Genomic DNA, 14,136 nt, shown 5'->3' with positions numbered 1-14,136 from the left:
GTTAATTAGAAAGGGACTGTTCCCAAGGCCATGGAGATGGAGGCCGGGGAGCAGTCTCTTTTGTTGCCGCTAGCGCCTGAACGTCCAGCCGAACAGCTTGACGTGGACGAGCAGCTTCGTGAGCCAATGGGTCAGCGCGTAGAGAAGGATGAAGACGAAGATAAGAGGCCGGAACAGAATGGACAAGCCGATCCAAGTCAACAAAATCTGCCAAGGCTTCATTCGCTTGAACAGCTTGAACGGCGCCAGAAGAATCCGGTATAGCTTGTAGTTCTTCTGTAAGCCCTCTATATAAGCTTCGCGAATTTGCTTGTCGTCGGGATCGAGCCGGATCGCTTCCTTCAGCATGAGCAGATTGTCTTCGTGATCGCCCCTGCGGTCGGCGGCCCAAGCCAGAATAAGAAACGTCGTGTCGGACTCCACGTTCAGCTTGAGCGCCTCTCTTGCATGTTGGCGCGAGGCGGCGGAATGGCCGAGCAAGGCTTCGGCGTAAGACAGACACGCGATGTAGGCCGCGTTGTTCGGGCGAAGCTCGAGCGCGGTCTCGATGAACGATTTCGCGTCCGCGTACCGGCCTCGTTTCAAGTTAATATTCGCGTGAATGAAAAAATAGTGCGGCTCGTACGGATCGACGCGCATCGCTTCGTTCGCCGATTCCAATGCCTTGTCGAGCTTGCCGCTGTCATGGTAAGCGCTCGTGCGGACGAACCAAGCAAGCGTATTCTCCGGATCCCGCTTAAGCGACTCGCCCGACCAATGAAGGGCGGCGTCATACTTCTCCATATGCGAATAGACGAGAGCGAGCAGCGCGTGGGCCTGCGCGTCCTCCGGCTCCTCGCGGAGCAGCGCTTCCGCTTCCTCGGCGGCTTCCTTGTACCGCTTCCAGTCGATGAGCTGGCCTACCTTGCTATATCTGACGGCTGTCGTTTCGTTGATGGTCATGAACGCCCATCCCTTTCTGCGCGTTAGGCTTTCAGCCCCGTTGTTTTCATGTAATCGAGCACGATTTGGTAGTCTTGGTTGACGTCGCTGAACGTCGCGTAATTTTTGGCGGTGGCGAACCATTCGAGCGTGGTCGCCTTACGCTGCTTGGATGAGCGCTTAAGGTCATCCTGCGTAATCGGCTCCAGTTCGCCGGATTTCAGCATGCGCTCCATCGCGGCTTCGACGGCGTCCTTCACGATCTGTTCGAGATCGGCCCCGGAAAAATGTTTGGTCTCCCTTGCGATGCGCGCGAGATCCAGCGCGGAGAGCGGCTTGTCCGCCAGCTTCAGCTTGAGGATCGTCTCCCGTTCGGACTCCTCCGGCGGCGGGACGAAGATGAGATGGTTGAACCGCCCCGGTCGGCGAAGCGCCGAATCGAGGTACCATGGCGTATTGGTCGCACCGATGACGAATACCTGCTCGTTCTGCTCGCGAATGCCGTCCAGCTCGAGAAGCAGCTGATTGACGAGCATGCGGTCGTGGTGCTGGCGCATCTGGTTGCGGCTGCCGCCCAGCGCGTCAAGCTCGTCGATGAAGATGACGCACGGCTTGTTCTCTCTCGCCTTCTCGAAGATGTCGTGAAGGTTGTTTTCGCTTTGACCAACGTACATCGAGAGAATCGCCTGCAGCTCGATATGCATGAAGTTGGCGTCGATCTCCCCGGCGACGGCGCGGGCCAGAAATGTTTTGCCGCAGCCAGGCGGACCGTACAGCAGCAAGCTTCCCCCGGCTTCGCGGCCGTAGGCTTTGAACAGCTCCGGCTGCTTGAGCGGGAGAATGAAGTTCAGTCTGATCTTCTTCTTCACTTCGTCCAGCCCGGCGACATCCGCGAACGTCTCCTGCGGTCTCTCGGACTCTACCAAATCCTTGCCGTTGTTATCGAAGCGGAGCATCTTCAGCTTGCCCCGCCTGCGCGCGGCCAGCTCGTCTTGGTCATTGTGGTCGGACAAGTCGGTAACACCCTTTCTGCATATGCTTTTGGCTCTATCATACCAAATTTTACAGGGAACTGCTGGGAAAAATCGTCTGCGATTGATAGAAATCGGCTCCAACGGCGAAAAAAACGCCCACTCCCGCAGGCGGACATAGCCGGCGAACAGGAATGGACGTTCTAAGCGATTCAACGATAGAGGCAGCTGTTCGCGCCTAGTCCCTCCAGGCGGAACCGAACGCTTAGACCGCCAGCGACTCGTCTTCGGCGGCGGAGCGCGCCGCCCGGTCCTCGCGGCACAGCCGCAGAAACTCGCGCATGAAGCCCGGCAAATCCGGCCAAGCGTGGCCGCTAACGAGCTTGCCGTCGGTGTGCAGCGTGTCTTCGGCGTAGAGCGCGCCCAGCCGCTCGATTTCCGGACGGGTCGCGGTGTAGCAGGTCATCGTGCGGCCCTGGAAATAGCTTTGGTCTTCCAGAGCCAGGAAGACTTGCGCGCCGTGGCAGATCGCGCCGACCGGCTTGTCCGCATCGAGGAAATGCTGAACGATGCGCGGCAGCTCGGCGTTCATTCGGATATATTCCGGCGCCCGGCCGCCGGGGATGATCAGCCCCGCATACTCGGATGGATCGACGTCAGCGAAGCCGATATGGGAAGGCAATTGGTGAGCGGGTTTTTCGGTATAGGTATCCCAGCCGTCAATGAAATCATGGACGACGGTGTTCAGCACTTTTTTCGCAGGGGAGGCAATGACGGCTTCGTAACCTTCCTCCAGCAGGCGGAAATAGGGATAATACACCTCCAGCACTTCCGCTCCGTCACCGGTTACAATCAGCACTTTGTTAGACATACGTTCACTCCTCAGGAATTTTTTGCCATGCAAATCTATTATTACGTTCGTCCCGAAGGATGTAAATCAATCTGAGGTCATAAGGCCCTAATGCCTAACCGGTTCGAATGGTGTCGGAAATGCTGTGCTATAATGATTGGGAAGATTCTAGCGTTTATCTCCTCCGAAAAAGGTAAAGCTGATAGAAAGGGCTTTAATCCATTATCGGAGGGATCATGATGAAACAAATTCTGTTAATAACGGACGGCTGCTCCAACGTGGGGATGAGTCCGGTGGTAGCCGCCGCTCACGCTTCGTCGGAAGGGATCGCGGTGAACGTGGTCGGCGTGCTCGATCATGGGGACGTCGGCGAGCTTGGCGCTTCGGAGATCGGAGAGATTGCGCGCGCAGGTGGCGGCCTAAGCCGGCTGGTCAATATGAGGCAGCTCTCCCAGACGGTACAGATGATGACGCGCAAGACGGTTGTCCAGACGATTCAGCTCGCCGTGCAGAAGGAGCTGAAGCAGGTGCTGGGCAACGGCTCCATCGAAGCGCTGCCGCCGGAGAAGCGGGGCGAGGTCGTACGCGTGATCGACGAGCTGGGCGAGACGTCGGGTCTTCAGGTGGCGCTGCTCATCGACGCGAGCGCCAGCATGAAGCCGAAGCTGGCTGCGGTGGAGGAAGCGATCCACGATCTGATGCTGAGCCTGCAGGCGAGGCAAGGGAAAAGCGAGATCGCGGTGTTCCACTTCCCCGGCTCCCGGCACGGGGACGATTGCGTCATGGATTTGGCTTGGACGGACCACTTGAACGGCGTGCATTCGATCTTCCCGAAACTGCAGATGGGCGGCACGACGCCGACGGGTCCGGCCATCATGCAAGTCGTCGATTATTTTCGGCAGGGGCAGTACGGGCACGCGGGCAGGAACAGCAGACACGAAACGGATGGGATGATGGGTGACTACGTCGTTTAACTTCGAGCTTCGGCGCGGAACGATCGTCGTTGGCAAGTGGAAGGGTGGCCGTTACCGGGTGGAGCGCCTTCTCGGGGAAGGCGCGAACGGAAAGGTCTATTTGGTGCAGAAGGATCGCGATTGGTATGCGCTGAAGGTCGGCGCCGACGCGGTTGACCTGCAGTCCGAGATTAATGTGCTGAAGTCGCTGGCCAAGCAGAAGGGCCAAGGAATCGAGCCCTTCTTGTTCGACGTTGACGACCTTTACGGGCCAAGCGGGAAGGAATATCCTTTCTATATTATGCGTTATGTCAGAGGCGCGACGCTTGACGCCTACCTGAAGCAGCAAGGCGCCCAGTGGTTTCCGCTGGTAGGGCTCAACCTGCTCGGGAAGCTCGCCAAGCTGCATCGCGCCGGATGGGCGTTCGGCGACCTCAAGGTGGAGAACGTCATGGTGGCCGACTACGGCCACGTCGAGCTGGTAGACTTCGGCGGTGTGACCGCCATCGGGAAGAGCATCCGCCAGTTCACGGAGATCTATGACCGGGGATATTGGAACAGCGGATCGCGATCGGCCGATACGAAGTACGACCTGTTCTCCTTCGCCGTGTTGTGCATTCAGCTGCACGAGTCGAAGCGGCTTCACGCGCTGACGAAGGAGCTGCTGCCCCAGAACCGGTCCACGCTGGAGCTGACGGCGCTGCTGGGGAGCAGTCCGGCCCTGAAGCCGGTCGCGGGCTGGCTGAAGAAGGCGCTGGAGGGCGGCTTCGCGGACGCGGCGGAAGGGGCGGAGGCATGGCGGCTGCTGATGCACAGGCGCGAGACAAGGCGGCAGTCGGCAACGCCCGGTTGGCTCAAAGGGCTCGCGGCGACAACGAGCGTCTTGCTGGCCATTTCGATCTATTGGCTGCTGCGCAATGTGATGTAGCGGGGGGCATACATACGAATGAATGCGAATGTACTTACGGAAGTTGCCAGGGAAGCGGCGGAACGCGGAATGTGGAAGGACGGGGACAAAATCGTCGTCGCCGTATCGGGCGGGGCGGACTCCATGGCGCTGCTTCATCTGCTGCATGCGCTAGCCGGTCCGCGTCGGCTGCGGATTGTCGCGGCCCATGTGAACCATGGCTTCCGCGGAGAGGAATCGGAGGCCGAGCTGGCGCTCGTGCGGGCGTACGCGGAACGTCTTGGCGTGCCTTGCGAGACGGCGGAGCTGAATCTCGCTACTTATATAGAAGAAAACCGATTGAATCTGCAGGCGGCTGCGCGCGAGAAGAGGTACGCGTTCCTTCATCGGATTGCGGAACAATACGCCGCGGCGAGCATCGCGCTTGCCCACCACGCGGACGACCAAGCCGAGACGGTCATGATGCGCATCATCCGCGGAGCGGGGCTCGGCGGGTTGTCCGGCATCCCGGTCAAGCGCAGCGAAAATAATGTGGAACTCATCCGGCCGCTGCTGCGTATGAACAAGTCAGACCTTCTTCGGTACTGCGAAGAGCAAGGCATTCCCTATTGCACGGACAGCAGCAACCTGGAGCGGCATTACTTCCGCAACCAGGTGCGTCTCGACATCCTCCCTTATTTGTCGCGATTCAATCCCCAGCTGCCGCTTTCGCTGCAGCGGCTCGCCGAAGTGGCGGGCGAAGAGGACGATTTTTTGGCGGGTGAGGCGGGTCGGCTGTTCGGGTCGATCGTGCAGGCGGATCAAGGGGAATATGCCGTTCGCTGCAACGAATTATGGGGCCTCCACGTCGCTTTACAAAGGAGATTGATTAAACTAATATTAAGTTATCTTTCGCAAGATACGGAAAACATATCCTTCGATGGCATCGAGCGGATGCGGTTCGCCGCGGCTCCGGATGCGCCGTCGACATGGCGTATGGATGCGGGAAGCGGTGTTCGCTGCCTGCGGGAATACGAGTCCATGCGGTGGCTGAAGGCCCCTCTGGCGGGGATGGATCGGAATCCCGGCAGTTATTCTTACGAGATACGGGAGGGGATGGCTTACTTAAACGCGGAATCCGCCGGCTGGACCTTCATGTTTCAGTGGCTGGACCCGGAAGCGGACGGGCAGCGAAAGGCCGTCTCGCGCGGCGAAGCGCTCTTCGATGCGTCCCAGCTGAGCTTCCCGCTGCGGATTCGCAATCGCCGTCCGGGCGACAGAATTCAAGTTTTAGGATTAAATGGGTCGAAAAAAGTGCAAGATATGTTCGTTGACGAGAAGATACCGCCATCCGGCAGGGAATCGTACCCTTTGCTCTGCGACGCGGAGGGAAGGCTGCTCTGGATACCTGGCCTTCGGCGTTCCGCGCATGCCCTCGCGGGAGAGAACAGCCGGAAGCTGCTGCATATTAAGGCGCAGGGCGAATAAGGAGCAAGGGTCTATTCATAAACATAGGTAAAGCGTAGGGGGATTTCACTTTGCAGAACGACATTAAAGACGTACTATACAGCGAAGAACAGATTCAAGCAAAGGTATCTGAGTTAGGCGCGCGGCTGAGCGTAGACTTCGAGGGGCGCAATCCGCTCGTTATTTGCGTTCTCAAAGGCGCATTTATTTTTATGTCCGATCTGGTCAAGACCATTACGGTACCGCTCGAGATCGACTTCATGGCGGTATCGAGCTACGGAGCTTCGACCAAGTCGTCCGGCGTCGTGAAGATCATTAAGGACCTGGACGTAACGGTCGAGGGCCGCGACGTGCTCATCGTGGAGGATATCATCGACAGCGGGCTGACGCTCAGCTACCTGATCGACGTGCTCGAGCACCGCGGCTCGAAATCCGTAACGGTCGTTACCCTGTTCGACAAGCCAGCCCGCCGCACGGTGGATCTGCAGCCGGATTACAAAGGCTTCACGCTGCCGGACGAGTTCGTCGTGGGTTATGGCCTCGATTTTGCGGAGAAATACCGCAACCTTCCTTACATCGGCATTCTGAAGCCGGAAGTATACGAGAAATAATCGCGCATTATAGTGCATGTTCAACATCCTTATTCCCGGCATGAGGCTGGATTTCGGCTCTATTGTGATGGAAACTCATGCTATGGTAAAATATTTAAAGCGTCTGAGAGGAGGTAGGGGATGAATCGGATCATCCGAAACACTGGTTTTTATTTGATCATCTTTTTGGTTACCGTTGGCATTTTCCAATATATTAGCGGCCAGGGTGACAGTACCAAGCCGTTAAGATATGACGAGCTGCGTGCTCAGATCGAAGCCGGCAATGTAGAGGAGCTGACTGTTAAGTACGACAATCAGACCTACTACATTACGGGCAAATATAAAGACACCCCCGAGGGCGTGGAAAGCGAGAAATTCACGGCCAGGGCCGGCGTCAGCGCGGAGTCGCAGATCCGGGAATGGGAGAAGGAATACGGGTTCGCTCTAACGAACCAGGAGATGGACACGCCGAGCTTCTGGGTAACGTTCCTCACTTCGATCATCCCGTTCATCCTGCTCTTCGTCCTGTTCTTCTTCTTGATGAATCAGGCGCAAGGCGGCGGCGGCAAGGTGATGAACTTCGGCAAGAGCCGCGCGAAGCTCTACAACGAAGAGAAGAAACGCGTCACGTTCGAAGACGTGGCCGGGGCGGACGAGGAGAAGCAGGAGCTGGTGGAGGTCGTCGACTTCCTGAAGGATCCTCGCAAGTTCAATCTCGTTGGCGCCCGCATTCCGAAGGGCGTATTGCTTGTCGGTCCTCCGGGTACCGGTAAAACGTTGCTTGCGCGCGCCGTAGCGGGCGAAGCGGGCGTACCGTTCTTCAGCATCTCGGGCTCCGACTTCGTGGAGATGTTCGTCGGCGTCGGCGCATCCCGCGTGCGCGACCTGTTCGAGAACGCGAAGAAAAACGCGCCATGCATTATCTTCATCGACGAGATCGACGCGGTGGGCCGCCAGCGCGGCGCCGGACTTGGCGGCGGTCACGACGAGCGCGAGCAGACGCTTAACCAGATGTTGGTCGAGATGGACGGCTTCGGCTCGAACGAAGGCATCATCATTATCGCCGCGACGAACCGTGCCGATATTCTAGACCCTGCGCTTCTGCGTCCAGGCCGATTCGACCGTCAGATTACGGTTGACCGCCCGGATGTAAAGGGCCGCGAAGCGGTGCTGAAGGTTCATTCGCGCAACAAGCCGCTCACCGGCGACGTGAAGCTGAATGTGATCGCGAAGCGTACAACCGGCTTCAGCGGCGCCGACCTCGAGAACCTGCTGAACGAAGCGGCGCTATTGGCGGCGCGCCGCAACAAAAAAGATATCAACATGAAGGACATCGACGACGCGATCGACCGCGTCATCGTCGGCACGGAGAAGAAAAGCCGCGTCATTAGCGAACGCGAGAAGCGGATCGTGGCATACCATGAGGCGGGCCATACGATTGCAGGCTTCTTCTTGGAGCACGCCGATCAGGTTCACAAGGTTACGATTATTCCGCGCGGACGCGCAGGCGGATACGTCATCATGCTGCCGAAGGAAGACCGTATGCTCGTGACGAAGCAAGAGCTGCTGGACAAAGTAACGGGTCTGCTTGCTGGCCGCGTTGCCGAGGAAATCTACATCGGCGAGATCGGTACGGGAGCTTACAGCGACTTCAAGCAAGCGACCGGCATCGTACGCAGCATGATCATGGAATACGGCATGAGCGACAGGCTTGGTCCGATGCAGTTCGGCAGCTCGCAAGGCCAAGTATTCCTCGGACGCGACATCGGCCACGAGCAGAATTACTCGGATGCGATTGCTTACGAGATCGACCAAGAGATGCAAACCATCATTAACGGCTGTTACGACCGCGCGAAGAAGCTGCTGACCGAGAAGAGCGCAGAGATGCATCTGATCGCGAACACGCTGCTGACGGAAGAAACGCTGGAGATGGACCAGATCAAGTCGCTTATCGAGAAAGGCAATCTGACGGAGGCCGGAGAAGGCGCGGCGCCTTCCGAGTCCAAGGCGGAGCCGATCATCGACGAGATCGGCGACGTGAAAGTGCGCATCCAGCCGCGGGAGGAAGCCGAAGTGAAGCCGGCTACGCCGGAAAGCGGAGATCCTTCCGATGATCCGAACAACAAATCTTAATCATTAAGCTGTACCGATAGCACATGGATTCGTCCCGCCTCTCCGCTTGGAGCGGCGGGACGTTTCGATGTGTAGGGAGGCCAACTTCTTTAAAGCGTTAAAGCTTCAATACATAGCTAACATAAAGGTTCGCGATGATGTCAATGAATCTTACACAATTTGATTGACGTAAATTTTTTTGTAACTATAATGAAATAATAGCAGCAAGGAACAGCAATACTAAGAGGGCGTGTTCAACCAGCCAAACATGGTTTCTTGAACAACTTCTTAAAGGTAAAGCTGTTAGACACACATAATGAAGCTGCAAAACAAATCACTCATTTGACAAGGGGAGAATGCGGCATGAAAAAGACGTTTAGCTTTATGCTTACGCTGGTACTGGCGATCTCGCTGGTATTGTCCGGCTGCGGAGCCGACAAGAACAACAACACGGGCGCAAACAACGGCGGAGAGAAAGTGGAGTCCGACGGAACAGGCAAAGACTTCAAGATCGGCATGGTTACGGACGTTGGCGGCGTTAACGATAAGTCGTTTAACCAAAGCGCTTGGGAAGCTCTGCAGCGCGTAACGGCAGAGACGGGTGCCGAGACAAAGTTCCTGGAGTCCAAAGGCGAAGCCGACATGGAACCGAACTTGAATAACTTCGTTCGCGAAGGCTTCAACCTCACTTGGGGCATCGGCTTCCTGTTCACTGACGCGATCACGAAGGTCGCTTCCGAGAATCCGGACGCGAAGCTTGCGGTTATCGACGCGGTTGTCGACGCGCCGAACGTGACATCCGTTACGTTCGCCGAGCATGAAGGCTCCTTCCTAGTAGGTGTGGTTGCCGGCTTGATGACGAAAACGGACAAAATCGGTTTCGTAGGCGGCATGGACATTCCGGTTATCAAACGTTTCGAAGCTGGTTTCCTTGCCGGCGTTAAGGCGGTTAAGCCAGACATTAAAGTAAACGTGGTATACACGGGCGCGTTCGACAAGCCAGACCTTGGCAAGAGCGCGGCGGCTACGATGTACAACAGCGGCATCGACATCATCTTCCATGCTTCCGGCGGCACGGGCAACGGCGTATTCAACGAAGCGGCCGACCGCAAGAAGAACGGCGAAGACGTATGGGTCATCGGCGTAGACAAAGACCAATCGCTGGAGTTCGGCGACGAAGTGACGCTGACTTCGATGATGAAGGGCGTAGAAACTGCGGTTCACAAAGTATCCAAAGACCTGATCGCGGGCAACTTCGAAGGTGGCAAAGTGCAAGAGCTTGGCCTGAAGGACGATGCAGTAGGTTTGCCTGAGACTTCCACGAAGAACGTTCCGAAAGACGTCCTCGAGAAAGTGGAAGAATACAAAGGCAAGATCATTAGCGGTGAAATTACCGTTCCGACTGAATAAGAATAAGTAGGTTGAATAAGGATAAAGCATAGCTTGTATCCGAAGCAGCGAGACCGGCGGGAGCCGGTCTTGTGCTGTTTTGTATTTTGGAAATTATGTTGATCCCGGGAGTGATTAGGAATGGGTCAGAGCGGGGCAGTCGTACAACTGAAGGGAATTACGAAACGATTTCCGGGTCTGGTGGCGAACGATTCCATCAACTTTGAGCTGAAGAAAGGCGAGATTCATGCGTTGCTCGGCGAGAACGGAGCAGGCAAATCGACGCTCATGAACATCTTGTTCGGGCTGTATCAGCCGGATGAAGGCGAGATTTGGATCAATGGAGAACGCACCGTGATTGACGGCGCTTCCAAGGCAATTGAGCTCGGCATTGGCATGGTGCATCAGCATTTCAAGCTTGTACAACCTTTCACGGTAGCCGAGAACATCGTGCTCGGCGATGAGCCGAAGAAAGGGATGACGATTGATTATAAGCTCGCGAATCAGAAGGTAAAGGATATTTCCGAGCGTTACGGTCTGAAAGTAGATCCGCAGGTGCGGATTCAAAATATTACGGTTGGCATGCAGCAACGGGTAGAAATATTGAAAACGTTGTATCGCGGCGCGGAAATCGTGATTTTCGACGAACCGACCGCCGTGCTTACCGTGCAAGAGATCGAAGAACTTATCGAAATCATTCGAAATCTCGCAGCAGAGGGCAAATCGATTATCATCATTACGCATAAACTGAAGGAAGTTATGGCGCTTGCGAATACGGTCACGGTTATCCGCCGCGGGAAAGTGGTGCGGACGCTTCCGACAACCGGAACGAACGAAAGGCAGCTTGCGGAGCTGATGGTCGGCCGCGATGTGACGTTCGAAGTCGAGAAAACAAAGGCCGAGCCGGGCGAGGTCGTGCTGGACGTCAACGATCTGCGGATGAAAGGCGATCAGAGCAAGCCTGCGCTTGACGGCACGACGTTCCAGGTACGCGCCGGCGAGATCCTCGGCATCGCAGGAGTGGACGGCAATGGCCAGAGCGAGTTGATCTACGCCATTACGGGCATGCGCAAGGTGCAGGAAGGCAGCGTGAAGCTGAACGGCACCGACGTGACGAACCGCTCGCCGCGCGAAATATCCACGGCGGGGGTCGGACATATTCCTGAGGACCGTCACAAGCATGGTCTGGTGCTGGATTTCTCCGTCAGCGAGAACATGATTCTCGGCACTTACTTTAAGCCGGAATTCGGCAGGTACGGGTTCGTTGACTTCGGCGCGATGGACAAGCTGGCGAGCGAGCTCGTCACCGAATTCGACGTTCGGTTGTCCGGCATACATACGGAGGCGCGGGCGCTGTCGGGCGGCAATCAGCAGAAGGCGATCATCGGGCGCGAGCTGCACAAGAATCCCGATCTTCTCATCGCGGTTCAACCGACGCGGGGCCTCGACATCGGCGCCATCGAATTCGTGCACAAGCGGCTCGTAGAAGCCCGCAATCAAGGCAAGGCCATCCTGCTCGTGTCTTTCGAACTGGACGAGCTATATGCGCTGTCGGACCGGATCGCGGTCATGTACGAAGGCAAGATGGTCGGCGAAGTGGACGCCGATCATCGCGACGACGAGCAATTGGGCTTGCTCATGGCAGGGAATACCGAAGACGCCGCCGCGACGGCTCAGGGAAGGAGCTAGCAGCAGATGGACACGGCCAAAAAAATATTCAACAAATCATCGCTTCTCGTTCCGCTTGTCTCGATTATCCTCGGTTTGATTATCGGCGCGATCGCGATGCTCGCGGGCGGCTACAATCCGATCGTGGCTTACTCCTCGCTCTTCGAGAGACTGTTCGGCAGCTCGTACCATATGGGCGAGACGATCCGGGCGGTCACGCCGCTGATCTTCACCGGCATCGCGGTCGCCTTCGCGTTCCGGACGGGATTATTTAACATCGGAGTCGAAGGACAATTCGTCATGGGCATGACCGGAGCGACGCTGGTCGGCGTATTGTTCGAAATGCCGTGGTACATCCACGGCCCGCTTGCGATCGTTACGGGCGCATTGTTCGGCGGCTTATGGGCCGGCTTAGTCGGCTTCCTGAAAGCGACGCGGGGCGTGAACGAGGTCATCTCGTCCATCATGCTCAACTGGACGGCGCTTTACTTGGCGAATTATATCGTGACGAACTACCTGCTCGAGCCCGGCCAGCAGAAGTCGAGACCGATTCATGATTCGGCGCTCATGCATATCGACTGGCTTATCGAGCTGATGGATAAGGCGAGGATGCACTGGGGCACGCTTTTCGCTCTTATCGGCGTTGTGGTCTTTTATGTACTTCTTTGGCGTACGAAACAAGGCTACGAGCTTCGCGCGGTCGGCCATAATCCGGACGCGGCTCTTTACGCGGGGATGAACGTCAATCGCACGATCGTCAAATCGATGATGATCAGCGGCGTGTTCGCCGGCCTCGGCGGGGTATTCGAGGTGCTGGGCGTATTCGGCAACCAAACGATTATGGCTGCTTCTCCGGGCTATGGCTTCGACGGCATCGCGGTCGCGCTGCTTGGCGGCAATACGCCGCTAGGCGTCCTGCTCGCTTCGATTCTGTTCGGCGGCCTGAGCTACGGCTCGGCCGGCATGAGCTTCGGCGCGGGCGTGCCTTCGGAGATCGTTCGTATCGTGATCGGTTCGGTCATCTTCTTCGTAGCGGCCCACGGCATCGTGAAGTTTATTTTGAAGCCGTTCATGTTGAAGCGCGCGGCGGACAAGCGGAAGGAGGCGGCTTAACATGGAAGTACTTGGCCAACTAATCAATACGACGCTGGTGTTCTCCACCGCGCTTATCTTCGCCGCGCTTGGCGGCATGTTCTCGGAACGCTCCGGCGTCGTGAACATCGGTCTTGAGGGCCTCATGGTGTCCGGTGCGTTCGCTGCGGCCGTCGCCACGCATTCGGCATCGGAAGCCGGCTTCGGCGGCGGTTCTCCTTGGCTTGGTCTGATCGCCGCCGTCGTCTACGGCGTCTTGTTCTCGCTGCTGCATGCGGTGGCGACCATTACGTTCAAGTCGGATCAGACGGTCGTCGGCGTCGTCATCAACATCCTGGCGCTCGGCATCGCGATCTACTTCACGCGCAGCCTGTATGACGGGTCGGCGCAGACGCCGCAGCTGTCGGATGTGTTCTCGAAGGTGTCCATCCCGTTCCTCTCGGACATCCCGGTCATCGGGGAAGGCATCTTCCATGCGTATCCGACGACATACATCGTTATTATTTTGGTCATTGTGAGCTACTTCGTGTTGTTCAAGACGCCGTTCGGCCTGCGCCTTCGCGCGGTAGGCGAGCATCCTAGCTCGGCCGATACTGTGGGCATCAGCGTGGCCAAATACCGCTACATAGGCGTTATGCTCAGCGGCGCGCTGGCGGGTCTCGGCGGAGCGACGATTACGCTGACGACGACAAGCAGCTTCGCGCACAACACGATCTCGGGCCAGGGCTTCATCGCGCTGGCGGCGCTGATCTTCGGCAAGTGGAATCCGCTTGGCCTCGCGGGCGCCGCGATTTTCTTCGGCTTTGCGCAAGCGATTCGCAACTTCGCCCAGTTGTTCGACTGGTCGAAGGACATTCCGACTGAAGTGTTCTATATGCTCCCTTACGTGTTGACTTTGATCGTCCTCGCGGCGGCAGTTGGCCGCTCAAGCGCCCCCTCGGCGCTCGGACAGCCGTACGATCCGGCTCGCAGGTGACATAGACCTAACGAAACAGGCCAGACCGGAGTCAGCTCCGGTCTGGTTTTTTAATAATTGAAGCTTACCTACGAGGCAGGCTTTTTCTATTTGCTATGCTGCTTCGCAAAATGCTGCTCACGCCCATCGACCGAAGGATGAATATGAGAACGATTCCCATCAGAAAAATACTAAGAAATTATGTGCGATCATGATGAATACTCCATTGACAGACCCCTCTGTCAAGTGTAAATTAAACATTAATTAAACAACCGTTCTTAC

Annotated in this window: 12 protein-coding genes; 9 read left to right on the top strand and 3 right to left on the bottom strand. The window is 56.9% G+C overall.

All coding sequences use genetic code 11. From position 1 onward, the window contains the following. Positions 1-69: 69 nt before the first annotated feature. From RB620_RS14910 to RB620_RS14900, 3 genes are all read right to left on the bottom strand, one after another. The gene (locus RB620_RS14910; protein WP_308095532.1) at positions 70-942 is read right to left on the bottom strand and encodes a tetratricopeptide repeat protein; all 873 of its coding nucleotides are present in this window, start codon (positions 940-942) and stop codon (positions 70-72) included. Between the two features lie 23 nt (positions 943-965). Continuing rightward, positions 966-1,877, bottom strand: coding sequence for an ATP-binding protein (locus tag RB620_RS14905; RefSeq protein WP_308095638.1), 912 nt, complete (start codon positions 1,875-1,877; stop codon positions 966-968). Positions 1,878-2,157: 280 nt separating this feature from the next. Beyond that, positions 2,158-2,763, bottom strand: coding sequence for a DJ-1/PfpI family protein (locus tag RB620_RS14900; protein WP_308095531.1), 606 nt, complete (start codon positions 2,761-2,763; stop codon positions 2,158-2,160). A 218-nt stretch (positions 2,764-2,981) separates the two neighbouring features. Here RB620_RS14900 and RB620_RS14895 point away from each other — a divergent pair, with 218 nt between their 5' ends. The 9 genes from RB620_RS14895 (at position 2,982) to RB620_RS14855 (ending at position 13,875) form a co-directional block, all read left to right on the top strand. Beyond that, a complete protein-coding gene (locus RB620_RS14895; RefSeq protein WP_308095529.1) occupies positions 2,982-3,716 on the top strand; it encodes a vWA domain-containing protein in 735 nt (244 codons plus the stop codon). After that, complete coding sequence (locus RB620_RS14890; RefSeq protein ID WP_308095528.1) at positions 3,700-4,623, top strand: serine/threonine protein kinase; 924 nt, start codon at positions 3,700-3,702, stop codon at positions 4,621-4,623. Before RB620_RS14895 ends, RB620_RS14890 begins: the two co-directional genes overlap by 17 nt. Positions 4,624-4,641: 18 nt before the next feature. Beyond that, a complete protein-coding gene (gene tilS / locus RB620_RS14885) occupies positions 4,642-6,069 on the top strand; it encodes a tRNA lysidine(34) synthetase TilS (protein ID WP_308095527.1) in 1,428 nt (475 codons plus the stop codon). A gap of 50 nt (positions 6,070-6,119) precedes the next feature. Then, complete coding sequence (hpt, locus tag RB620_RS14880) at positions 6,120-6,659, top strand: hypoxanthine phosphoribosyltransferase (protein ID WP_308095526.1); 540 nt, start codon at positions 6,120-6,122, stop codon at positions 6,657-6,659. Positions 6,660-6,779: 120 nt separating this feature from the next. Continuing rightward, a complete protein-coding gene (gene ftsH, locus RB620_RS14875; RefSeq protein WP_308095525.1) occupies positions 6,780-8,771 on the top strand; it encodes an ATP-dependent zinc metalloprotease FtsH in 1,992 nt (663 codons plus the stop codon). Between the two features lie 342 nt (positions 8,772-9,113). Continuing rightward, positions 9,114-10,160 carry a BMP family lipoprotein gene (locus RB620_RS14870; RefSeq protein WP_308095524.1) on the top strand — a complete coding sequence of 349 codons (1,047 nt, stop codon included), beginning with the start codon at positions 9,114-9,116 and terminating at the stop codon, positions 10,158-10,160. A gap of 120 nt (positions 10,161-10,280) precedes the next feature. After that, positions 10,281-11,828, top strand: coding sequence for an ABC transporter ATP-binding protein (locus tag RB620_RS14865; protein ID WP_308095523.1), 1,548 nt, complete (start codon positions 10,281-10,283; stop codon positions 11,826-11,828). A gap of 6 nt (positions 11,829-11,834) precedes the next feature. Next, positions 11,835-12,920: an ABC transporter permease gene (locus RB620_RS14860; RefSeq protein ID WP_308095521.1), complete on the top strand. Its 1,086-nt coding sequence runs from the start codon at positions 11,835-11,837 to the stop codon at positions 12,918-12,920. A 1-nt stretch (position 12,921) separates the two neighbouring features. Beyond that, on the top strand, positions 12,922-13,875 hold the full coding sequence (locus tag RB620_RS14855) for an ABC transporter permease (protein WP_308095519.1): 954 nt from the start codon (positions 12,922-12,924) through the stop codon (positions 13,873-13,875). Positions 13,876-14,136 lie beyond the last annotated feature (261 nt).

The sequence above is a fragment of the Paenibacillus sp. LHD-117 genome (assembly GCF_030929555.1).
Lineage (GTDB): Bacteria > Bacillota > Bacilli > Paenibacillales > Paenibacillaceae > Pristimantibacillus.
Note: the sequence above shows the minus strand (reverse complement) of the source record. Positions and strands in the feature narration are given on the sequence as shown.

Excerpts from the sequence above, each read along its gene's own strand:
- RB620_RS14870 (WP_308095524.1), top strand. The coding sequence starts at position 9,114 with ATGAAAAAGACGTTTAGCTTTATGCTTACGCTGGTACTGGCGATCTCG.
- ftsH (WP_308095525.1), top strand. The coding sequence starts at position 6,780 with ATGAATCGGATCATCCGAAACACTGGTTTTTATTTGATCATCTTTTTG.
- tilS (WP_308095527.1), top strand. The coding sequence starts at position 4,642 with ATGAATGCGAATGTACTTACGGAAGTTGCCAGGGAAGCGGCGGAACGC.
- RB620_RS14860 (WP_308095521.1), top strand. The coding sequence starts at position 11,835 with ATGGACACGGCCAAAAAAATATTCAACAAATCATCGCTTCTCGTTCCG.
- RB620_RS14855 (WP_308095519.1), top strand. The coding sequence starts at position 12,922 with ATGGAAGTACTTGGCCAACTAATCAATACGACGCTGGTGTTCTCCACC.
- RB620_RS14910 (WP_308095532.1), bottom strand. The coding sequence starts at position 942 with ATGACCATCAACGAAACGACAGCCGTCAGATATAGCAAGGTAGGCCAG.
- RB620_RS14865 (WP_308095523.1), top strand. The coding sequence starts at position 10,281 with ATGGGTCAGAGCGGGGCAGTCGTACAACTGAAGGGAATTACGAAACGA.
- RB620_RS14900 (WP_308095531.1), bottom strand. The coding sequence starts at position 2,763 with ATGTCTAACAAAGTGCTGATTGTAACCGGTGACGGAGCGGAAGTGCTG.
- RB620_RS14905 (WP_308095638.1), bottom strand. The coding sequence starts at position 1,877 with ATGCTCCGCTTCGATAACAACGGCAAGGATTTGGTAGAGTCCGAGAGA.
- RB620_RS14895 (WP_308095529.1), top strand. The coding sequence starts at position 2,982 with ATGAAACAAATTCTGTTAATAACGGACGGCTGCTCCAACGTGGGGATG.